Source organism: Campylobacter showae CSUNSWCD (assembly GCF_000313615.1).
Taxonomy (GTDB): Bacteria; Campylobacterota; Campylobacteria; order Campylobacterales; family Campylobacteraceae; genus Campylobacter_A; species Campylobacter_A showae_A.
Window position 1 is genome coordinate 1 of record NZ_AMZQ01000013.1, and the last position, 20960, is coordinate 20960.

At 46.7% G+C, this 20960-nt stretch carries 19 protein-coding genes; 14 read left to right on the forward strand and 5 right to left on the reverse strand.

The features are described from left to right. Nucleotides 1-156 precede the first annotated feature (156 nt). Nucleotides 157-1263: a bifunctional diaminohydroxyphosphoribosylaminopyrimidine deaminase/5-amino-6-(5-phosphoribosylamino)uracil reductase RibD gene (ribD, locus tag CSUNSWCD_RS09205; RefSeq protein WP_009496064.1), complete on the forward strand. Its 1107-nt coding sequence runs from the start codon at nt 157-159 to the stop codon at nt 1261-1263. Nucleotides 1264-1294: 31 nt separating this feature from the next. Further along, nucleotides 1295-2149 (forward strand): sulfur carrier protein ThiS adenylyltransferase ThiF, encoded by an 855-nt coding sequence (gene thiF, locus CSUNSWCD_RS09210; RefSeq protein ID WP_009496065.1) that lies wholly within the window; start codon nt 1295-1297, stop codon nt 2147-2149. Nucleotides 2150-2451: 302 nt separating this feature from the next. On the opposite strand, the gene CSUNSWCD_RS09215 is transcribed toward thiF, so the two are convergent. The 4 genes from CSUNSWCD_RS09215 to mqnF all read right to left on the reverse strand — a co-directional run bounded on the left by CSUNSWCD_RS09215 (nt 2452) and on the right by mqnF (nt 7063). Further along, nucleotides 2452-3204: a hypothetical protein gene (locus CSUNSWCD_RS09215; RefSeq protein ID WP_009496067.1), complete on the reverse strand. Its 753-nt coding sequence runs from the start codon at nt 3202-3204 to the stop codon at nt 2452-2454. Nucleotides 3205-3219: 15 nt separating this feature from the next. Beyond that, the gene (gene sppA / locus CSUNSWCD_RS09220) at nt 3220-4089 is read right to left on the reverse strand and encodes a signal peptide peptidase SppA (RefSeq protein ID WP_009496068.1); all 870 of its coding nucleotides are present in this window, start codon (nt 4087-4089) and stop codon (nt 3220-3222) included. 272 nt (nt 4090-4361) lie between these two features. Then, the gene (locus CSUNSWCD_RS09225) at nt 4362-5771 is read right to left on the reverse strand and encodes a hypothetical protein (protein WP_009496069.1); all 1410 of its coding nucleotides are present in this window, start codon (nt 5769-5771) and stop codon (nt 4362-4364) included. A 62-nt stretch (nt 5772-5833) separates the two neighbouring features. After that, nucleotides 5834-7063 carry an aminofutalosine deaminase family hydrolase gene (mqnF, locus tag CSUNSWCD_RS09230; protein ID WP_009496070.1) on the reverse strand — a complete coding sequence of 410 codons (1230 nt, stop codon included), beginning with the start codon at nt 7061-7063 and terminating at the stop codon, nt 5834-5836. Between the two features lie 92 nt (nt 7064-7155). Here mqnF and aroQ point away from each other — a divergent pair, with 92 nt between their 5' ends. The 11 genes from aroQ (at nt 7156) to mnmA (ending at nt 16634) form a co-directional block, all read left to right on the forward strand. Then, entirely contained in the window at nt 7156-7638 is a 483-nt protein-coding gene (gene aroQ / locus CSUNSWCD_RS09235; protein ID WP_002952968.1) for a type II 3-dehydroquinate dehydratase, read from the forward strand. Between the two features lie 12 nt (nt 7639-7650). Then, nucleotides 7651-8676, forward strand: a complete 1026-nt coding sequence (locus CSUNSWCD_RS09240) for a M24 family metallopeptidase (RefSeq protein WP_009496071.1) — start codon at nt 7651-7653, stop codon at nt 8674-8676. Beyond that, on the forward strand, nt 8673-9173 hold the full coding sequence (folK, locus tag CSUNSWCD_RS09245; protein WP_009496072.1) for a 2-amino-4-hydroxy-6-hydroxymethyldihydropteridine diphosphokinase: 501 nt from the start codon (nt 8673-8675) through the stop codon (nt 9171-9173). The genes CSUNSWCD_RS09240 and folK overlap by 4 nt, the downstream gene beginning before the upstream one ends. A gap of 151 nt (nt 9174-9324) precedes the next feature. Beyond that, nucleotides 9325-10695 carry a flagellar biosynthesis GTPase FlhF gene (gene flhF, locus CSUNSWCD_RS09250; protein WP_482764024.1) on the forward strand — a complete coding sequence of 457 codons (1371 nt, stop codon included), beginning with the start codon at nt 9325-9327 and terminating at the stop codon, nt 10693-10695. Further along, complete coding sequence (locus CSUNSWCD_RS09255; RefSeq protein WP_009496209.1) at nt 10688-11554, forward strand: MinD/ParA family protein; 867 nt, start codon at nt 10688-10690, stop codon at nt 11552-11554. The genes flhF and CSUNSWCD_RS09255 overlap by 8 nt, the downstream gene beginning before the upstream one ends. A 168-nt stretch (nt 11555-11722) precedes the next feature. Then, a complete protein-coding gene (locus CSUNSWCD_RS11780) occupies nt 11723-11923 on the forward strand; it encodes a hypothetical protein (protein WP_241091397.1) in 201 nt (66 codons plus the stop codon). Beyond that, on the forward strand, nt 11907-12602 hold the full coding sequence (locus CSUNSWCD_RS09265; protein ID WP_206159216.1) for an RNA polymerase sigma factor FliA: 696 nt from the start codon (nt 11907-11909) through the stop codon (nt 12600-12602). The genes CSUNSWCD_RS11780 and CSUNSWCD_RS09265 overlap by 17 nt, the downstream gene beginning before the upstream one ends. Next, nucleotides 12602-13711: a flagellar motor switch protein FliM gene (gene fliM, locus CSUNSWCD_RS09270; RefSeq protein WP_009496216.1), complete on the forward strand. Its 1110-nt coding sequence runs from the start codon at nt 12602-12604 to the stop codon at nt 13709-13711. The genes CSUNSWCD_RS09265 and fliM overlap by 1 nt, the downstream gene beginning before the upstream one ends. After that, nucleotides 13704-14537 (forward strand): flagellar motor switch protein FliY, encoded by an 834-nt coding sequence (fliY, locus tag CSUNSWCD_RS09275; RefSeq protein ID WP_009496217.1) that lies wholly within the window; start codon nt 13704-13706, stop codon nt 14535-14537. The genes fliM and fliY overlap by 8 nt, the downstream gene beginning before the upstream one ends. A gap of 113 nt (nt 14538-14650) precedes the next feature. Next, nucleotides 14651-15247, forward strand: coding sequence for an LOG family protein (locus CSUNSWCD_RS09280; RefSeq protein WP_009496218.1), 597 nt, complete (start codon nt 14651-14653; stop codon nt 15245-15247). A gap of 370 nt (nt 15248-15617) precedes the next feature. Beyond that, on the forward strand, nt 15618-16634 hold the full coding sequence (gene mnmA / locus CSUNSWCD_RS09285; protein WP_009496220.1) for a tRNA 2-thiouridine(34) synthase MnmA: 1017 nt from the start codon (nt 15618-15620) through the stop codon (nt 16632-16634). 136 nt (nt 16635-16770) lie between these two features. On the opposite strand, the gene CSUNSWCD_RS09290 is transcribed toward mnmA, so the two are convergent. Further along, nucleotides 16771-17139, reverse strand: coding sequence for a DUF488 domain-containing protein (locus tag CSUNSWCD_RS09290; protein ID WP_009496221.1), 369 nt, complete (start codon nt 17137-17139; stop codon nt 16771-16773). A gap of 268 nt (nt 17140-17407) precedes the next feature. On the opposite strand from CSUNSWCD_RS09290, the gene CSUNSWCD_RS09295 reads away from it, so the two are divergent. Beyond that, nucleotides 17408-20815, forward strand: coding sequence for a DUF748 domain-containing protein (locus CSUNSWCD_RS09295; RefSeq protein WP_009496223.1), 3408 nt, complete (start codon nt 17408-17410; stop codon nt 20813-20815). Nucleotides 20816-20960 lie beyond the last annotated feature (145 nt).

Below are 20960 nucleotides of genomic sequence, written 5' to 3' on the forward strand. Positions count from 1 at the left end.
TGACTTCGTGAGATTAAACTTGATATCGTTTGGAGATAAATTTACGCCGCGAAGGTGCGGGTTTGGCGGACAAGCAAATAAAATACGGGTGTCAAATTTAAAAATTAGCCGCGCAAATTTTAGTATAATACCCCAAAATTTAACTAGGCAAAAACGATGATAAACGACGAATTTTACATGTCTCTAGCCATAAAAAAGGCTTGGGAGTTTCAAATTTTAACCTACCCAAATCCCGCCGTCGGCTGCGTGGTTTTGGATGCCAGCGGTAGGTTGCTTTCAGTCGCTGCGCATAAAAAGGCGGGCTTTTTACACGCCGAGCCAAGCGCGATTTTGTTGGCGCTTTGCCAAAAAAGCGAGGCGTTTTTAAGGGATTTTTTACGCGCGTATAACGCGGCTTTTGGCGTCAAATTTGAAAGTGCTGCTGAGCTTGAAAATGCGGACTTACAGCCAAATTTCACCTACGAATACATCCTGCAAAATCACGGCGATCTGCTAAAAGGCGCCAAGGCCTACGTGACGCTCGAGCCCTGCGCCCACCGCGGCAAAACTCCGCCATGTGCCGAGCTTTTAAAGCGGCTAAAATTTGCCGAGGTCGTCATCGCTAGAGGCGACGAAAACGCCGTGGCAAGCGGCGGCGCTGAAATCCTGAAAAGCAGCGGCATATCGGTCAAATTTGACGTGTTAAGGCGCGAGGCGGACAATCTAGTAGAGCCGTTTCTCGCGTGGCAGAGCGGAAATTTTAGCTTTTTCAAGCTCGCTCTTAGCGCAAACGGCGTCGCAGTCGGTACCGCGCAGAGCAAGATCATCTCAAATCTAGCCAGCCGTACCCACTCTCACCGCCTGCGCAGCGTGGCCGAGCTGCTAGTTATCGGGGGCGCTACCGTCCGCGCCGACCGCCCGAGGCTAGACACCAGGCTGATAGAGCGCGGCAAAAATCCAAACGTGATGATATACTCGCGCGAGCGCGAGTTTGACGCGTCTATACCGCTGTTTGGCGTGGAAGGCAGGAGCGTGCGCGTGTCAAGCGATATAAACGAAGCTTTTGCGCCGCGTTTAACGATGTTTGAGGGCGGCGAAAACGCACTAAAAGCCCTAGACGAACGTGTAAAATGGCTACTACTCTACCGCTCGAGCGAGTTTTTAGACGCACCCGCGGCGAGGTTAAATTTAAAGCTCAAACCGCTATTTCACGGCGAGATTGAGGGCGACGTTTACGGATGGTATAAATTTGAGCGAGATTTGGCTAGAGTGCGTCAAATTTAGCTAAATGATTTTATAAATTTAAAGGAGAAAAATGAAAGAAATAACGCTAAACGGAGCGAAATTTCAGGTCGCGGCAAACACGATGGAGGAGCTGAAAAACGAGGCTCTGGGCGATAAAAACGGCGAGATGTATAAATTTCTAGCTAAATTTAACGCGAGCGAGCCCGATATCTTTATCCTAGACGGCTTTGCGACGAAGGAAAATTTAGAGCTAAAAGACGGCTCAAACGTCGTATTTATCAGGCGTGGCGTGATGCCCGGGCGAGAAGTGCTAAAGGCCATGATCGCCTCCAGAAACAGCCCCGAGCTAAACTCGGCGCTAGCTAGCGGTTGCGTGGGAGTGGCGGGACTTGGCGGCCTTGGCTCAAATATCGCGCTAAGCCTAGCGCGCACGGGAGTCGCCAAGCTCGTGCTGGCCGACTTTGACGTCGTGGAGCCTAGCAACCTAAACCGCCAGCAGTACTTCGTCCGCCACATCGGTATGAAAAAGACGGACGCGCTAAAAGAGCTCATCGCCGAGGTAAATCCATTCGTCGAGGTCGTGACGCACGACGTGACGCTAGACGCGAGCAACGTAGCCGAGATCTTCGCGCCGTGCGGCGTCATCTGCGAGGCATTTGACAACGTCGCGGGTAAGGCGATGATGGTAAACGAGGCGGGCGCGAGTCTACGGGACAAAAAGATCGTCGGCGCGTCGGGCATGGCGGGGTACTTTAGCTCAAATCTCATAAAAACGGTCAAATTTGCGCGAAACGTCTATCTGTGCGGCGATCTGCAAAACGCTGCGGGCGTAGGGCAGGGGCTTATGGCCGCTCGCGTGGCGATCTGTGCAAATCACGAGGCAAACCTTGCTATTAGGCTTTTGATGGGGCTTGAGGAGGTTTAAATTTGACTGCGGCGTGGTGTTTGGCGAGCGGTTTGGCATTTTTAACTCGCGCTCAAATTTAGCTTTGGCGAGTTTTTGATTGCGTTAAATTTGATCAAATTTCATTGCGATAAAGTTGAGAGTTTGCGTTTTGTTGCGTCAAATTTGGCTCGCAAATTTGTACTAAAATCGGATAAATTTTACTTGCCTGGTATTTGAATTAGCTGTTTGCGCTTGGTTGGCTGCACCGAAGTCTAGTTTCAAATTTTATCGCTAAATTTAATCCAAATAGGCGCTTATCCAGCAAGAAAAATTTAGCTACACTACTTCATATTCGGACGAAACGAGCGTTTTACGTCAAAGCCCTTACCGGCGATTTTTATATCGTTTGGGATTGCGCCTGCTGGGGCTTGGGCGTCCTTTTTGGCGGATAAAAACTCTACTAAGCTTTGCCAAACGAAATCAGCATCCAGATAAAGCCCTATCGCGCTAAGTTGCGGATTTATCGCTACAAAGTCGGTAGTTTTCGTTTTTTTAAAAAGCACGATCGGCGCATTTAAAATCTCGTCTGCGCTTATCGCTTTGCCGTCGCGAACGATGTTTTTTAACGATTTTTCACAGGTGGCGTCTAGGGGGTATTTTATGTCGAGCAAAATATCCTCTCTCGTGGCGCGATCGCCTATCTGCCAAAACTGCGAAACGGGATAGGCGCGCAAATCGTTGTTAAACGTCAAGATCCCAGTTTTGTTATCGGTTTCTTTTAGATCGAGGCTGGTATAGATCTCGCCATCAGCGGCGAAAATATGAACTAATTTTTTACCGATAAAGATGATAGAGTGTAGCAGGCGCGGCACATCGTTGATGTCGGTTTTGTTTAAATTTATAAATTTACCGCCCGCAAATCGGTGTCCGCCCAGTTTTCGCTCAAAATCTATTTGATCTATTTTGTTTAACTTCCATAGCTTATCCGCGCTTACCGGAGTCGAGTTTCTACGGTCGTAGACTAGCGTCTCGTCAAGGCCGTATTTTGAGACCATAAAGTCGTAGTTGTCTTTAAATTTCGAGATTATTTTCACGTCGCGCCTTTAAATTTACCTTGCCTTAGCTTCAAAAAACGCCGAGATTAGCGAGTTAGTGCCTTGATTTATAAATTTTTGCATCGCTTTTTCGTAGACGGACGGCTTTTCCCAGACGGGCTCGGCCACGCCGCTTAGCTTTTCTAGCTCGGCGCGCGCCGAATAATAATCGCTCACCTCGTCGATGAGCCCGAGTTTTGCGGCATCGCTGGCGAGAAATACCCGCGCGTTTGCCCACTCTTTGCTTTTGTTCGCGTCTAGATTTCTATCGGCTGCCACGTCGCTTACGAACATCTCGTAGCTAGCGTTTACGAGCTCTTGTAGCTGCTCGCGCTCGACTTTGCTCCACTGGCGCACAAAGGTCCCCGCCTCTTTATACTCGCCCGCCTTTACGACTTGCTGTGAGACGCCGATTTTTGCTGCTAGCTCGCTAGCGTCGGCGCCTTGCATTATCACGCCGATCGATCCGATAAACGCGCCCGGATTTGCCAAAATCCTGTCCGCGCCCGCACCTGCGTAGTAGCTCCCGCTCGTCATCGACCCGCCCACATACGCGACCACTGGCTTTTTGGCGCGCAGATTTTTGACCGCGAGGTGCAGCTCGACGCTAGGCGCTAGCGCGCCGCCCGGACTATCGATATAAAGCAGCACGCCCTTGATGTTACCGTCCTTGCGCGCGGCTTCGATCTTTTCTAGCGCCTCGTTTGCGTCCATGATCGCGCCTGAGAGGTTGATTTGTGTTAGATTTGGCGGATTTACGCTCTCGCCTTTGCCGCTAAAAAATATCAAAAATACGATGAGTAAAAAGAGCATCGCCTTAAAATAGGTGTTTATGAACCTAAAAATCGCCACAATCGGCGCAAAAATAAATCTCAAAAATCCCATTTTTTTCCTTTAATTTATTTAAAATCGGGGCGCATTTTACCATTTAAATTTATAAATTTAGCTAGCGGGCCAGATTTGAGATGTGGAGTTAAATTTTGTGGCTATTCTCTAGCGTGTGTCAAATTTTACTCGTCGTTTGGTTAAATTTGGCGACGCAGTTTGTTTAGATTAGTTTAAAGGCGCAAATTTAGCCTTAAACTCGACATCTAAATTTGCGTAAAAATCGGTTTTGATTTAACTTACTTTAAAGCGTACGTAAGGCCGGTGACGGGCTAGAATTCTGCATTTGTTTCCCAAATTGCATCTTGGGCTTTTGCATCCACTGCTGCAAGCTCGGCTAACTTGCAAAACGCCTCCCAAATCTCCTCGCGCTCCATAGTGTCGATGCTATGCTTGGCGTCTATCGCGTTGAAAACGGCGATAAATTCTTTTAAAATTTCGGTTTTCTCAGTCTTGAGCTCGTCTCTTGCGGGCTTTGCTTCGAGCGCGCTTAGCTTCTTATGCGCATCTATGTAAGCTTTCATAGCTTTTTTGGCTGTCGCCGCACTCACGCCCTCTCTGCCGTCCCAGCCGCGTAGCGGGTTGTTTAAATTTGCCGCTAGCCACTGCTTGCTTCGCGGTTGTCTGACTGCGAAGTTTTCTATATCTTTAAACTGCGCTCTAGCGGCCTCACAGGCGCTTTTGGGTGCTGACCAGAGCCAAAGGCGCTTTAGATGCGGTAGTTGCGCCCTCGTCGGAAAGCGTTCAAATCCGTAAACGTCGCTTAGCCAGACGTCTTTTAGGTGTTTAAATTTGGCAAGCGCGTCGATGTTTTTTAGCGTGCCGCCCTGTGCGTTAATAAAAATTTCGCGCAAATTCGGAAAACTCGCCGCAACGCATGCAAGATCTATGTACTCGCCGCGTTGCGAAAATATTCGTAGATCGCGCAGTTTCTCAAGCCCGCGAATGCAAAACTCGCCGCCGTTTAGCTCTAGCTGAACACTCAAAAGCTCACCGTCAAAGGGGCAGCGCACGCTCTTTAGCCGCGAGGTATCGCCATTTATCGCGAGTCGCCACAGCGAGCCGTTTAGCGTGATCTCCTCCGTGCCGCTTGCGTGCAAGACGAGCTGCTGCAAGCGCGTGCGCGAGATATCTAGGCTTTTGCCGACGCAGTTTAGCTCAAGCTGCGTCATCATCGGCGTCGCTCCTAAAAAATCTTTCAAATTTTCATCCCAAATTTTGCTTTTTATCTCGTAGCAAAACGGATTTTTACGCGCTAAATCGGCGTAGAATTCTCTGCTTTGGGGCTGCGAAATTTCAAGTTTTTTCTTGCGAGCGGATTTAAATTTGGCGCGAATATCCTTGGGAAGCTCGTTCCATGCAAGCTGCATGTAGATCTGTTCGATGCTTTGCAGGCTCACGCACTCGGACGGCTCGCAAATCGAAGCGGCATTGCCGATGAAAACGGGCTTGGCATCTAAAATTTCATCCGTGCCGAGATAAAATTCTCCGCGCTCCCAAAAGTGATGATCGAAGTAAAACGGCTTAAGCTTAGCCGCTTCTTTTAGGCTGGGCGGCACGCTCGTAAAGCCGTCCAAAACGAGCGCGACGAGCCCCATCTGAGCGCTTAGGATCTGCGCGGTAAAATACGCGTCCCGCCTCTTAAGCTTTACAGCGAAGAGATCGCCGATTTTGGTTTCCATTTTTTCTCCTTTAAATTCGCTTTGCGGCGTGCCTCTGGCGGGGCGGCAAATTTAAATCGTCGCTAAATTTGCTTTAAATTTACCTCTGCGCCGCCAACAAATAGCCGCTCGCAGCCCCTCGCGTGCAAGATGAGCATGAGCGGTAGCTGCGTCGCGTCAGCGTCTGCAAAACCGCCGTAGAGCGCGAGGTCGGCTAGCTTGCCCCCTTTTATCTCGCCTACTTCTAAATTTAGCGCGCTTGCGGCGTTTTTAGTCGAGGCTAAGAGTAAAATTTTAGCCAGCTCTAGCGGATCAAAATCTGCATGAATGAGCAAATTTGCCCGCAGTTCGTCAAGGAAATTTAAGCTCATATTTGAGCTAAGCCCGTCCGTGCCGATGTTTACGCTCACTCCCGCATCCAGCGCGGCGCGTAAATTTAGCGTGCGTTTGCTAAGCAGCCTGTTTGAAACCGCGCAGTGTGTGAGACTGTGAAGCTCGCGGTCAAAGCCCGAAAAATCATCCGCCCAAACGCAGTGTGTAAAGAGCGTGCGAACGCCAGCAAACATCGCCACAAACGAGCTTGGCGTATAAAGTGGGCGCGCAGCGGGTTTAAATTTGCCCAGCCACTCTTTAAAGCCGCCCGTGCCGCCCTCTAGCCAGTTTTTTTCGTGACGGCTTTCCATAAAATGCGTTGAGACGACTAAGTCCCGCTCGCGGGCTAAATTTAGTGCCGCGGCAGCTAAATCAGGGTGCGTAGAGTAGGGCGAGTGCACCGAAACAGCGGGCGTAAAAAGCGGACTTTTGCGCTTTTGCGACGCTTCAAAGCGAGTGATAAAATTTGCCAAATTTTGCTCGAGCGCAGCTTCGTTCGTGCCTAAAATTTCGTTAAAAAACACGACTCTGCCGCCGCAGTTCGCGCAGGCGTCTAAATCTCCGCCAAAGCTAGAAACCGCTGCGAAGCTAGCCACGCCGCTACGCTGCATGGTTTTTATCGCAGCGGCGATGACGGCGTTGTTTGCCGCCTGTGAGAGCGCGCCGCGAGAGGCGATAACCGAGCTTAGCCACTCTAAAAAATCGCCGTAAACGAGGCTGGTTTTGTTTGCGCTAAACTCCAGATGCACGTGCGGGTTGATGAAAGCGGGCGCCAAAACGGCGTCCGGGTACTCAAAAAACCGCGCGCCATCGTATCTTTTTCGCAGCTGCTCGGCCTCGCCAACGGCTTTGATACGTTCATCAAAAGCGACCGCCGCATCCTCTAAAACGGTAAAATTTTCGTCGCATAGCATTGTAAATTTTGGTTTAACGATGATCATTTTTTAAGCTCCTGTTTTTCGTGATTGTAGCGAAAATTTAGCTTAAAAAATGTATAATCAAGGCTAAATTTAAATCTTTTAAAAGGCTAAAAATGGAAACAAAATCTAAACTAATGGTCATCCAAGGCCCGAATATCAACATGCTGGGCACGCGCGAGCCTGATATCTACGGCTCGATGAAGATGGAGGATATCCACGCGCAGATGAAGCTTTTTGCCGAGCAAAACGGCATCGAGATCGAGTTTTTTCAGAGCAATTTCGAGGGCGAACTCGTCGATAAAATCCAAGAGTGCTTTGGCGAATTTGACGGCATCATCATAAATCCAGCCGCCTACACGCACACCTCTATCGCAATCCGCGACGCTATCGCAGCCGTCGGCCTCCCGGTCATCGAGGTACATATCAGCAACATCCACCGCCGCGAAGAATTCCGCCAAAAAAGCCTCATAGCGCCGGTGACTGCGGGGCAGATCGTGGGCTTTGGGCCTGTGGGCTATCACCTAGCTATGATCGCTATTTTACAAATTTTCGAGCAGATAAAAGCTCTAAGAGCCGCGAGAGAAAAAGCGGAGTAAGATAGGGCGAAGTTGAAAAATTTTATCCTAAAGGACGAAAATGCCGTTTACCACGAGTGCGGATACAGCTGCGATAACGCGATATTTTTGAGTCTTGCGGGGCGCAAATTTTTCCTCACCGATGCGCGTTATAGCATTGAAGCGCGCGAACTTTGCAAAGACACCGAAGTGATCGAGGTCGAGCGAAATTTGATAAAAGACGCACGGCTGTTTTTGCGAAAGGCGGGCGCTCGTGAGCTTAGCTACAACCCGTACGATTTTAGCGCGGGCGAGTGGGAAGCCCTAAGCAAGGGGCTTGGGATAAGATTTAAGGCGCGGGCGAATTTTTCGCAAATTTCGCGCATAGTAAAATCAGAAGACGAGATAAAAATTTTAAAACGCGCGGCGCAGCTGGGCGCCGAAAGATTTGACGAATTCGCCGCGTTCGTGCGCGCTAGCGGTGAAGGAATGAGCGAAGAGGAGCTGTTTTTTAACGCCGAGCTCATCTTTAAGAAAAAGGGCGAGCTTGCGCTTAGCTTTTCGCCTATTGTCGCTATCAACGAAAACGCCGCCAAAGCGCACGCATTGCCCGGTAAAAAGCGGCTGCGACAGGGCGATTTGCTCCTGCTTGACGCGGGGGTTAAATTTAACCGCTACTGCTCGGATAGGACGCGTACGGCGTGCTTTGACGAAAATTTTAACTTCGGCAAAGAGCAAAATTTTAAAAACGCCAAGCGGCAAGAAATTTACGAAATCGTAAAAGAGGCGCAGGCTCTTGCTATCGCGGCGGTTATGCCCGGCAAAAAGGCGCGCGAGATTGACGCGGCGGCTAGGGATTTTATCGCCTCTAAGGGCTACGGCGAGGCGTTTTTTCACAGCACGGGACACGGCGTGGGAGTCGATATTCATGAGCTTCCGTTTATCTCAAAGCGCGGAGAGGTCGTGCTAAAAGAGGGGATGGTCTTTAGCGTGGAGCCGGGGATTTACTTGCCTGGCGAGTTTGGCGTGCGCATCGAGGACGTCGTGGTCGTGCGCGAAAACGGGGCCGAAATTTTATGAGGGTAGCGGGGGCGAGACGGTTTGGCAAATGCCTCTTTTTCCCGAAGGTTTTTGATTTTAGACCGGGCTTTAAAAATAGCGTTATTTTGGGGCTTGGCGGTAATATCGGCGACGTGAAAAAGCGCTTTAATGGGCTGTATTTTAAACTTAGCCGAGACAGCAGGTTTCACATCGTAGAAAACTCGGCGCTCCTCATAAACGAGGCGTTTGGGTTTAAGGAGCAGGCTGATTTTACAAATGCCGTAATGCTCGTGCAAACGAGCCTTGCCGCGAGGCAAATTTTAAAAATAACGGCAAATTTAGAAAAGCGTTTCGGACGCGTGAGAAGCTTTAAAAACGCGCCTAGGACGCTTGATATAGATATTTTGTATTTTAGCGGACGAAGTAGAAACGACGCGCGGCTAACATTGCCCCATCCCGGCGCACAAAGCAGGGCTAGCGTGATTTTGCCGCTTGGGACGATGAAGCGCGTTAGCAAAAGCGGAGTGAGATTTTAAAATTTAGCGGCTGCAAAGCCTAAATTTGAAGCGGGAACGAAAAATGCATAGCCTTTGCCGCGACGATTTTGGCTAGAGGCGGCTAAATTTAGCGAGAAACGAAGGAGAAGATTTGGCGACGAAGTTTTATACGTTTACCGGCGAGAGCAGTATGGAGGCGCTCAAAAAGGCGCAGGCTCAGTGCGGTGAGAGGGCGATCTTGGTAACGACGAAGCAAATTCAGCCAAAGACGATAAATAAAAAGCCTCTTTATGAAATTTTAGTTAGCGTCGAAGAGGACGCGAGCGAGCAGAAAAAAAATCAACCTCAAAAGCAAAATTTAAAAGGCTACGAGGAGTTTTTGCGCGCTCAGGCAGCAAAAGAGGAAAGACCGCAAAAGATCATTTTAGACGAGCGCGAGCTTTTTGAAGTCGAAGCTCAAAGCGCTTTAGCTGCGGCAAATTTTAGCCAAAACTCCACGAACTCAGCCTCGCAAAATCAAAACTACAAAACCGCTCAAAACAGCGGCGAGGACATACTCCTAAACATCTCAAAAGCCGCAAAAGAGATAAGCCAAATAGCAAATATCGAAACTATGCCTAGTCGCCAAGATCAAAACTACGATAAAAAGATAGACGACGTCGCAAGGCAGGTAAGTATGCTAAGCGAAAAAGTAAATATGATAGCCGATATGTTCTGGGAGGAGAGAGCGGGCGCTAGAAACAACCTAAGCATACCGCCCGAGTTTGCCGGCATCTATAAGGACGCCAAAAATAGCGGCATGAAAGAGGAGCACCTAGAGCAGATAATGAAAATAACCGTGGAAAATATGTCGCCCCAGATGAAGGCTAATCCTACTGCGGTTAGGAGATATTTTAGTTCGTTACTTAGAAAGATGCTGCCGTGCAGAAGCGAAGAGGATGATAGAAAACAAAAGATAATGATGCTAGTTGGACCGACCGGAGTTGGTAAAACCACGACTCTTGCTAAACTTGCTGCAAGATTTGCTTACGGAGACGGTAGGCGAGTAAAAACAGGCATTATCACGCTTGATACCTACCGTATCGGGGCGGTCGAGCAGCTGTTTCAATACGCAAAGATGATGAAGCTACCGATCCTTGACGTTATCGAGGTTGAGGACTTTAAAAACGCACTAAAGCAGCTAAATCACTGCGAAGTGATCCTAATAGATACCACGGGCAGCTCGCAGTACGATAAAGAAAAGCTATCAAGACTAGAAAAGTTTATAAAAAGTACGGATGCGCATATAGACGTGCATCTGGTGCTATCGGCCGGGGCAAAGATCGAAGATATGCTTGAGATTTACAACGGTTTTAGCTTTCTTGACATCGATACGCTGATTGTCACTAAATTTGACGAGACGAAGATTTTCGGAAATGTATTTTCGCTAGTTTACGAGACGAACAAGCCGGTTAGTTTTTTCTCCGTCGGACAGGAAGTGCCAGACGATATCTTGGTGGCAAAGAGCGAATTTTTAGTAAGCTGCGTATTAGAGGGATTTAGTAAGGAACATAATGAATAATCAGGCTGAGAAACTAAAAGGCATAGTGGCTGCCCAAGCCAAGGCAAAAACTACGTATTTTATCGCCGTAACCAGCGGAAAGGGCGGAGTCGGCAAAAGCACTATAAGCGCAAATTTGGCTAACGTCTTGGCCAAAAGCGGGTATAGAGTCGCTCTTTTTGACGCGGATATCGGGCTAGCGAATTTAGACGTTATATTAAACGTACGCGTTAATAAAAATTTGCTCCACGTACTAAAAGGCGAATGTTCCTTAAAAGATATTTTGATCGAGATAAAGCCGAATTTGACATTGATTCCTGGCGAAAGCGGTGAGGAAATACTAAAATTTAACAATCAATTTTTATGCGAGCAGTTTTTTGCCGAATCGGCGAACCTTGACGGGCTTGATTTTATCATCATCGATACGGGCGCTGGTATAGGCGGAAACACGCGGTTATTTTTAGAGGCTGCCGATGAGGTCGTGGTGGTTACTATGCCCGATCCTGCCGCGATAACTGATGCCTATGCCGTTATAAAAATCACATCAAAAGACAAAGACAATCTTTTGATGGTTTTTAATATGGTAAAAAACGAAAAAGAGGCGATGAGGATATTTGAGCATATCCAAAAAGTAGCCAAGGCAAATATCGAAAATCCGCTAAATTTGGAGTTTTTGGGAGCTATTAGCGAGGATAAAAACGTCTCTCGTAGTATAAAACAGCGCACGCTATTTACCGACGATAGCGAATTTTGTCTGCCGAGCTTGGAGTTAAATCAGATAGCTCAAAGGCTTATTTCAAGATTGGAACAAAAAGTGCTTAAAGATGGTCAAGTCAATAGCTTTAGCGCCTTTTTTAGGCGTATGATAGAGCAATTTTAATATTAGGATTTAATTTTGAAAGCGGAAAATTTTATAGCATTTTTTACTGTTTGCGGATTTTTTACGGGAGTCGTTTTTTCGACGTTAAAGTTGAATGATCCAATACAAATACTACTTTATACTTTTGTGATTACGTTTTTCTTTTATCTCGTGATTCACGTTATCATAATGAACTATATCGACGTAAGATTGTCGGTTAAAAAGAGATTTGATAAAGAACAATATGAACAAGCAGCTGATTATCTTATAGCTGAACTTGGAGTAAGAGAAAAGCGTATAGATAATATTTTAAGCAAGATAACTAGCGAAAATATACTAATAAAGCAAACGCTAGGCAAAAATGGCGAAAGAAATGCAAAAGCCGCATAATCCTTATGCCTCAAATTTGAAAAAGGAACAAGACGAGGTCGTGCTAGCCTACACGCCCGCTCTTCGTGCGATGGCTTTCAGGCTAAAGGAGCGCTTGCCCGCTCATATTGACGTTGGCGACCTGATCGGCGCCGGGCTGGAGGAGATGGTAAAGCTCTCTAGAAAATACGACAAAGAGCAAAACGACTCGTTTTGGGGCTACGCGCAAAAGCGAGTTTACGGCGCGATGCTTGATTTTTTACGCGGGCTTGACGTGGTTAGTCGCTCGGACCGAACTTTGGTAAAGTCTATCGAAGCTTTGGTAAATGAGTATTTTAATAAATTTGAGTGCGAACCCGACGATGCGTATATCGCAGGAAAGCTAGGTATCGACGTAGAAAAAGTAAGCGAAGCAAGGAACGTGAGCGCCGTCGTCGCCGTCTTAAACATCGACGATCAAATGGAGCTAATGAGCGAGGAGAATACGCTAGAACGGGTCGAAAAAGAGGATTTGATAGAAAAGATAACTCAAATTTTAAACGAATTTGAGGAGCGCGATCAGCTCATCGTACAGCTTTATTATTACGAAGAGCTGAGCTTAAAAGAGATCAGCGAAATTTTGCAAATAACCGAAAGCAGAATCTCGCAGATCCATAAGCGCTTGATGGAAAAAATAAGAAAAAAGCTTGAGGGTAAATAATGGCGGACATTTTAAGTCAAGAAGAGATAGACGCGCTACTAGAAGTCGTGGACGACGACGATGCTAGCGAATCTATCGGCGAAAAATCAAAAAAAGAAGAACAGCAGCAGGTAATAATTTACGATTTTAAACGCCCAAACCGCGTGAGTAAAGAGCAGCTGCGCGCGATAAAGGGCATACACGACAAGCTTGCGAGAAATTTGGCTTCTCAAATTTCAAGCGTTATGAGAAGTATCGTGGAGATCCGTCTGCACAGCGTCGATCAGATGACGTACGGCGAGTTTTTGATGAGTTTGCCAAGTCCCACTAGCTTTAACGTCTTTTCGATCAAACCGCTTGACGGCAACTGCGTTTTGGAGATAAACCCGAGCATCGCGTTTCCGATGATAGATCGCTTGCTAGGCGGTAACGGCGAGGGCTTTGAGACTAGCAGGGAGCTAACCGATATCGAGGTAAATTTACTCGATGCGATCCTGAGGATGATGATGCAGCGCCTAAAAGAGAGCTGGTCGATGATCACCGATATGTATCCAAACGTCGAGGCAAAAGAAAGTAGCCCAAACGTCGTGCAAATCGTAAGCCAAAACGAGATCGTGATAATGGTCGTCATGGAGATCATTGTAGGCAACTCAAGCGGCATGATAAATATCTGCTATCCGGTTATCTACCTTGAACCGATCTTAAGCCGCCTAGCCAACCGCGATATAATGCTTGGCGAAACGAGCGCGAAAAAGAGCCGAAACAAAGAGTTAAAAACGCTAATAGGACGCGCCGAGGTGCTATATGAGGCGATACTGGGCAAAAGTATCGTTAGCGTAAACGAGTTTTTAAATTTAAAAGAGGGCGACATACTGCGTCTTGACCGCTCGGCAAACGACAAAGCTATAGTTACGATCGATAAAAAAGAGGTATTTTTAGCCGAAGTCGGGCTGCATAGATTTAGAAAATCTATCCGTATAGAAGAGCTAATCAGAAGCGACAAAGACGAGATCAAAAACATCCTCGAGCAGTATGAGGAAGAACGCAGGTCAAAACTAATGAGCACTGAGCATGAGGACGAATACTACGATGATGATGATATATTAGGCGAGGATGAAAACAATGAATGATTTTTTTAAAATTTTCGTAAACGAGGTAAAGGCTACAATTGAAGGGCTAACGGGTAGGACGCCTGAAATAGGCGAGAGAAACGAATACGACGCACCCAAACAAGAAGGCATAAAGCCGCCTCTAGCCGTTGCAAACATAGCCGTTAGCGGCGATACGACCGCAAAAATGATACTAGTAGCCACGCCGGTGCTAATGAGCGCGATCGGGGAGTGGATGCTCGGAGAAGAAGAGATCTCGCGCAACGAAAATTTAAGCGAGGACGAGCTAGACGCCGCAAAAGAGGTGTTTTCAAATATTATGGGTGCGTTTTCCACGAGCCTTGGCGCGCAAAAAGGCATGCCGAAGCTAAATTTCGAAGTCGCAAAGGTAAATTTCCTCGACGAGAGCGCAAATTTTGATTTGAACGCATTTGAAAAAATATACGTCTATTCCATTAAAATCGGAGACGTCAGTGAGCAAATCGCCGTCGTGCTTGACTTTGCATTGGTGAAATTTTTAAATAAAGATCACAAAGAACCGGCCCAGCAAGCAACTCCTGCAAAAGGCGATTTAAGCATCGAGGAAATGCGAAATATCGGGCTCATAATGGATGTACGCCTGCCGCTTCACGTGCGTATCGGCTCAAAAAGAATGCTGCTAAAAGACGTGCTCACGATGGACATAGGTTCTGTCATTGAGCTAAATCAGCTAGCAAACGATCCGCTTGAGATCTTGATCAGCGACAAGGTCGTAGCTCTAGGCGAGGTCGTCATCGTAGACGGCAACTTCGGCATCCAGATCACTCAGATCGGCACGAAAAAAGAGCGCTTAGAACAGCTTAGATAAGGTTAAATTTAGAAATAAGAGGCTAAATTTAGCCTCGCTTTAGCTAGGTTGCTCCTTTTTCTAAAATTTGGGCGCATAACTACGGCGCGTAAATTTAACCGCAAAGAGAAATAATGGATGAAATTTTAAACGATCTGGTCAAATTTAGGGATTTTGCGACTTATAAAAATCCTAGCGTTACGTTTTTCGGCTCGGCTAGATTTGACGAAAATAGTAAATACTGTAAAATGGCTTTTAACCTAGCAAAAGAGCTTGCCGACGGCGGTTTTGCCGTCGTTAGCGGCGGCGGGCCTGGCGTGATGGAGGCCGCGAACAAAGGAGCGTACGAGAGCGGCAAAAGTCCGTCAATAGGTCTAAATGTCGTGCTTCCGTTTGAACAAGTGACGAATAAATACGCCACGAGCAACTTTGTTTTCTCAAATTTATCCGCTCGCAAATTTGCCCTCATCGAGCGCTCGAGTGCGTTTTTGGTGTTTCCTGGCGGCTTTGGGACGCTTGATGAGCTGTTTGAGATACTAGTACTCGCGCAAATCGGCGCCAAAAAAGCTAAAATTTTCCTCATCGGCAGCGAGTTTTGGAGTAAGCTTGATGATTTCATCAAAACTACGCTGATACGCGAAAAAGCCGTCAGCGAGGAGGATCTTTTGCTTTATACGATCAGCGATGATCTAGACGCCGTGCGGGACGAGATTTTGGGGATTTTGGACTGAGTAAAAAGATAAAGTATTGGGCTAATTTTTAGGTTTTGCGTCAAATTTTATCTATCAAAAAACAGTAGCAAACATGCCGAGCGCCGGCTAGGCTTGCGATCCTAAGCTTATCAAATTTATAGCGTATTAAGCTAATTTTTATATAATCGCACCGAATTTATACGAATTTGCCTTATTGTGGGGCTAGGGCGAGATTTGTAAATTTACAAACACTTTTACAAAAAATCACAAGCGATGAATCACGAGACGAATTTAAGCGTTGTGCAGAATTTTTGCGTCAAGGCTAGGCATGTAGCCTGCCGCAGACCGAAAATTTCAAGCTCGTTTAAAAGCGCTCGTGAGGCGCGCTTGCCCTACAAAGGAAAGAGAAATGAAAATACTAATAGCCATGAGCGGCGGCGTCGACTCCACCATGAGCGCCAAAATGTTGCTAGAAGCGGGTCACGAGGTCGTGGGCTGCTATATGAAACTACACAAAAAGCCCGGCTACCACGAGCAAAACATCGACAAAGTCGCCCGCGCGTGCGAGTATTTGGGCATAAGCTATCATGTGCTCGATCTGCAAGACGAGTTTGATAGATACGTCTATACGCCATTTGTTGGTGCTTACAAAGAGGGGCGCACGCCAAATCCATGCGCGCTTTGCAACCGCTTTATCAAATTTGGCGAACTGTTAAAATTTGCCAAAAGTATCGGCTGCGAAAAGCTCGCCACCGGCCACTATATCCGCGTGCAAGAGGGCATGATCAGAGTCGCCGCCGATCCTAGCAAGGATCAGAGCTACTTCGTCGCGCAGGTGCCAAAAGAGATCATAGCCGATATGCTTTTCCCGCTCGGGGACAAATTTAAAAAAGATATAAAAGAGCTGGCAAAATCTTTGCCTAGCTTTCGCGAATACGGCGAGCAGGCCGAGAGCAGCGAGATTTGCTTCGTCGAGGATACCTATATCGAGGTGCTAAACAAGCACTACGAGACCGACCTGCCCGGCGACGTGGTCGATAGTGCCGGCAAGGTGATCGGACGACACAACGGCTACATGCACTACACGATCGGCAAGAGGCGCGGATTTGAGGTGTTTGGGGCGCACGAGCCGCATTTCGTGCTCTCTATTGACGCGCAAAATAACCGCATCGTCGTCGGGCCTAAAGAGGAGCTTGAGCGCGGTAAAATCGCGGTAAATAGCCTAAATTTGTTCGTGGACGAGAGCGAGTTTGACTGCGACGTCAAGGTGCGCTATCGCAGCATCGGGCTAAACGCGCACGTAAAGGTGCTAGAGGGCGGCACTGCCGAGATCGAGCTAAAGCAGAGCGCGTTTGGCGTGGCTAGCGGGCAGCTCGCGGTATTTTACAGAGGCGAGCTAGTTATAGGTAGCGGATTTATCCTGTAAATTTACGCCTTTAAATTTGATCGCTTCGGGCGGTCAAATTTTACTTTTTATAATTTTTGTTTTATGTTATCTATAAACTTAAAGCGGATTTAAAAATCGGCCTAACATGGCAAAAAATATAAAAATAAAAGTTAATTCAAATTTTGCTTTCAAGCAACTCTAAAAGTACCGCAATGTGGCTTAAATTTATATCTTTAGTCGCGGTTAATAGAGCGATTTTGCCGTGCTTTTTTTCTAGAGTTTTTAGCTCGTTCAGCCCTGCCGTCGCCTCTTTATCGGCTAGCTCGGTCTTAAATTTAACTTTAAATTCCTCAAATCTAGCCTCTTTGTCCTCATGAAACCAAGACCTAAGCTCGTTTGACGGAGTAACGGATTTTAGCCATAAAAACGAGCAAAATATCTCCTTTTTCACTCCGCGAGGATAGAGTCTATCGACGAATACGCCGTAAAAATCGCTATTTTCATCGCTTTTTATAAAATCGTAAATTCTGAAAGCCTGAAACATTTTTGATCCCCGGTTTGACAAATTTGATTCCGAATTTTACAGTAAAATCGCTATTTTGTCGACTAGATTTTAAATTATCTCCGTAGTTTACGGGTGCCAAGTTTTGTCAAAAAGAGATCTTGCGCCGTATTTGATTTTTGTTTATTTGCATCAAATATCGGCTTTAATTTTCTAAGAAACGGCGCTAATTTTTCGTATGAATTTGCCAAAATAACCGCTCTTTAATCAAAATCCTTGTAAAATTCGCCAAAAAAATCGAGGCAAATTTATGCAAAAAAGTAAAAAAATCGCTCTTATTATCCTGGGTTCACTTGCGGGCTTGCTACTCATCTACACGCTTGTCGGCTTTTTTGGCGTACCTTACGCGCTCAAAAATACGCTGCCCGCAAAGCTAAAAGACATGAACGCTAGCCTTAGCGTGGCGGAGGCTAAATTTAACCCCTTTACCTTCGAGCTAAACGTCACTCGCCCCGAGCTAAACACGACCGCGCCGCTTTTTAGCGCGGAGCAAATCGACGTCAAGCTTAAGCCTTTTTCGTTATTTAACAAGCTAGCAGAAGTCGATATATTGCGCCTTGAAAGCCCTAGCGTAAATATCGCTAGAGATAAAAACGGCACGCTAAATTTAGCCGCATTTTTAGGCGAGTCAAACGCTACTAGCACCGAGAACAACGAAACTAGCAGCATAAATTTCGCTCTAAACAGCACAAAGATAATCGGCGGCTCGTTTGCCTACTCGGACGAGAGTTTAAAACAGCCGTTTAGCGCCAAATTTGAAGGCATAAACTACGAAATCTCAGGCATAAATACCGAGCAAAATAGCGCGGGCAAGCATGTTTTTGATGCAAACTCCACGCTAGCGCAAAAGCTAGACTGGCAGGGTGGCATCGACCTCGCGCCGCTTCGAGTTTACGGTGAGCTTAGCCTAAAGGACTTTAACGTCCGTCCCGTCGCTCTTAGCTTCATCGACACGCAAGATCTACGCATAAACAGCGCGCTTATAAACGCTAAAATGAGCTACGAACTAAGCGAGGACGGCGGCGTTATCAAGGCTGGTTTAAAAAACGCAGCTTTAAATTTAAAGTCGTTTGAAGCGCAGCTAGACGGGCAAAATTTGAGCCTAGAGGAGCTTGATCTGCCCGCCATCAAGATAAGCGCCGACGTTAGTGAAAAAAGGAGCTTTGCGGCCGATATTAGTGAGATAAAATTTAAAAATACGAGCTTTAAAGGCGAGGCGCAGGCAAATTTAAACAGTCTAAATTTAAGCGGCATCGCACTCAAGGCCGATATAAACGAAAAGGGCGATATAAACGCCTCCGCAGCGCTCAAAGCCCTGGGCGTTAGCGGGATAAATTTAACCGAAAAAAGCGTCGGCGAGATAAAGCTAAAAGACGCGAACGCAAGCGAGCTGGATGCTAAAATAAAAGGGCAAAATATCGCTGCTAGCCTAAAAAATTTGACGCTTAACGTCGCCTCCGCTCCCGTAGGTAAAAACAGCGCGGCAAGCCTAGAAAAACTCATCGTAAACGCGCCTAAATTTACGCTAGAAAATAACGCCAGTGCCGCTTCTATCGGCGAAGTAAAAGTGCAAAAAATCGCGCTAAAAACAAAAAACAAAGAGCTTGCTACCATCGCTGAAATCGGCGTGAAGGACGCGGATTTTGATCTAGCCAAAACCGCGCTTCGCATCGAAAGCATCAACATAAATAAGCCTAAATTTGCAACCGATATAAAAGAAAACGGCGAACTTAGCGCTATTAGCGAGCTTGGTTTAAACAGCGAAAAAACAGCCGCCAAAACAAAAGCAAAAAGCAAAACCGAAAACGCGAAAAAATCTACAAAATCTCAAAAAACGGCAGAAAAAAACGCCGCGAAAAAGAGCCAAAAAACCGAGCAAAAAAGCGCGAAAAATATGGAAAACGGTTTTAAATTTAGCGTCAAAACCTTCTCTGTTACGGGTGCTGATATCGGCGTAACGCACATTTTCGAAGGTCAAAAGATAGCGCATAAATTTGACGGGCTAAATGTAAATTTGCAAAATATCAGCGAAAATTTAGCTGCGCCAGTGAGTGCCAAAATCGACATGAAAAGCTCGCAAAAGCTAAATTTGGCTATTAAGGGTAAAATCACGCCAAAGCCTCTAAATATCGAAGCGGACGTGAAGCTAAGCGATGCAAATTTGCCTCGCTACTTCGTCTACGCTAAAAACTACCTGGACGCGAGTCTAAAAAGCGGTGAGCTAAATGCCGAGCTAAATGTAAAATACGCCGCGGACGCCTCCGTAAGCGGTAAGGCAAACATCGCAAACATCGAGCTTGCGGACGGCTCTGGCGACAAGGTGTTCGCTTTTAAAAATCTCAAACTTTCTAAAATTTCGTTTGCGAAAAATTTCTTAAATTTAGAGCGCGTTACCCTGAGCGCACCGTTTTTAAAGGCGCATTTAAATAAAGAACGCGAGCTAAATCTAAGCAGTCTAGTGAAAAAGAGCGAGAGCGAAAAGGCGCAAAAAGCGGACGCAAAACAAGCCGCCCCTAAAAACGAAAAGCCTGTCGAAGCCGCAAAACCTCAGAAAAAAGAGGGCGAGTTTGACTTCGCCATCAAAAATATCCTCGTAGAAAACGGCGACGTAGACTTCTCCGACGCGTCGCTATTTATGCCGTTTGCGACCAAGATAACCAAGCTAGAAGGCGTGCTGATGGATATCGACAGCACTCGCCCGACGATGGGTACGTTTGAGGGCGTGGTCGGCAAGAGCGGCTTTAGCAAGATCGGGCTCAAGCTACTGCCGTATGATCCGAAAAAGAGCACGGAAGTCAAATTTAGCTTTAAAGATATCGATCTAGTCGACGTCACGCCTTATAGTGGACAGTTTTTAGGCTACAAGATAGAAAAAGGCAAGCTAAATTTGACCCTAAACTACGATGTTAAGGACTCTAAGCTAAACGGTAGCAACGTGGTAAATCTAGATACTCTCACGCTTGGCGAAAAGGTCGAGTCAAAAGACGCGGTAAACCTGCCCCTATCGCTTGCTATCTCGATCCTGAGCGATCAAAACAATCAGATAAACATCGACCTGCCGGTGACGGGCGACCTAAACGACCCGGACTTTAAATACGGCGGCATCGTCTGGGAAGCTGTAAAGAAGCTGTTTGCAGACATCACGCTAGCTCCGTTTAGATTTTTGGGTAATATGCTCGGACTAAGTAGCAAGGATCTAAACACTATCGACTTTATGCCTGCAAATGCCGAGCTCATCGTATCTGAACAGGCTAAGATAGCCGACTTTATCAAGCTAACCACGGCAAAGCCTAAGATGAAACTAAGTATCACGCCCGCCTACTCGGATGTGGACGTAACGGCTCTAAAAAATGCGATACTAAACGAAAAAATAAGCCAAACGATGAATCAAACCGGTAAAGACTACGCAGGAGCGCTCGCGTCGCTGGCTCCTAAAGAAAAAAGCAGCGACGAAAAGGCGCTGAGAGAAGCTGCGCTAAAAGGCATCGAGGTGAAAAAAGAGCAGCTGCTGGAACTTGCTAACGCAAGAGCTCAGGCTATCAAGGCGGCCCTAGTGCAGGCGGGACTGACAGAGGATAGGATGATCGTTAAAAAGCCTGAAAAAACGGACGTCAAGCAGGGCGAATACTCAAGCGTGATGATGGGCGTGGCGGATTAAATTAGTATGGTTGCGGGTGTTTATTTCACCCGCGTCCTCGCATTTTTGTTTGCCTTGTTTGCGACAAAGGATTTTTAGGCTTAAATTTGTAAATTTGACGCGAGATAAATTCGCGATATTTTAAAGCTAGAGGTAAAATTTGTCT

Coding starts and splice junctions, on each gene's coding strand:
- ribD (WP_009496064.1), top strand. CDS start 157: ATGATAAACGACGAATTTTACATGTCTCTAGCCATAAAAAAGGCTTGG.
- folK (WP_009496072.1), top strand. CDS start 8,673: ATGAGGGTAGCGGGGGCGAGACGGTTTGGCAAATGCCTCTTTTTCCCG.
- CSUNSWCD_RS09265 (WP_206159216.1), top strand. CDS start 11,907: ATGCAAAAGCCGCATAATCCTTATGCCTCAAATTTGAAAAAGGAACAA.
- mqnF (WP_009496070.1), bottom strand. CDS start 7,063: ATGATCATCGTTAAACCAAAATTTACAATGCTATGCGACGAAAATTTT.
- CSUNSWCD_RS09290 (WP_009496221.1), bottom strand. CDS start 17,139: ATGTTTCAGGCTTTCAGAATTTACGATTTTATAAAAAGCGATGAAAAT.
- sppA (WP_009496068.1), bottom strand. CDS start 4,089: ATGGGATTTTTGAGATTTATTTTTGCGCCGATTGTGGCGATTTTTAGG.
- CSUNSWCD_RS09280 (WP_009496218.1), top strand. CDS start 14,651: ATGGATGAAATTTTAAACGATCTGGTCAAATTTAGGGATTTTGCGACT.
- thiF (WP_009496065.1), top strand. CDS start 1,295: ATGAAAGAAATAACGCTAAACGGAGCGAAATTTCAGGTCGCGGCAAAC.
- fliY (WP_009496217.1), top strand. CDS start 13,704: ATGAATGATTTTTTTAAAATTTTCGTAAACGAGGTAAAGGCTACAATT.
- fliM (WP_009496216.1), top strand. CDS start 12,602: ATGGCGGACATTTTAAGTCAAGAAGAGATAGACGCGCTACTAGAAGTC.
- mnmA (WP_009496220.1), top strand. CDS start 15,618: ATGAAAATACTAATAGCCATGAGCGGCGGCGTCGACTCCACCATGAGC.
- flhF (WP_482764024.1), top strand. CDS start 9,325: ATGGAGGCGCTCAAAAAGGCGCAGGCTCAGTGCGGTGAGAGGGCGATC.
- aroQ (WP_002952968.1), top strand. CDS start 7,156: ATGGAAACAAAATCTAAACTAATGGTCATCCAAGGCCCGAATATCAAC.
- CSUNSWCD_RS09295 (WP_009496223.1), top strand. CDS start 17,408: ATGCAAAAAAGTAAAAAAATCGCTCTTATTATCCTGGGTTCACTTGCG.
- CSUNSWCD_RS09255 (WP_009496209.1), top strand. CDS start 10,688: ATGAATAATCAGGCTGAGAAACTAAAAGGCATAGTGGCTGCCCAAGCC.
- CSUNSWCD_RS11780 (WP_241091397.1), top strand. CDS start 11,723: ATGAACTATATCGACGTAAGATTGTCGGTTAAAAAGAGATTTGATAAA.
- CSUNSWCD_RS09225 (WP_009496069.1), bottom strand. CDS start 5,771: ATGGAAACCAAAATCGGCGATCTCTTCGCTGTAAAGCTTAAGAGGCGG.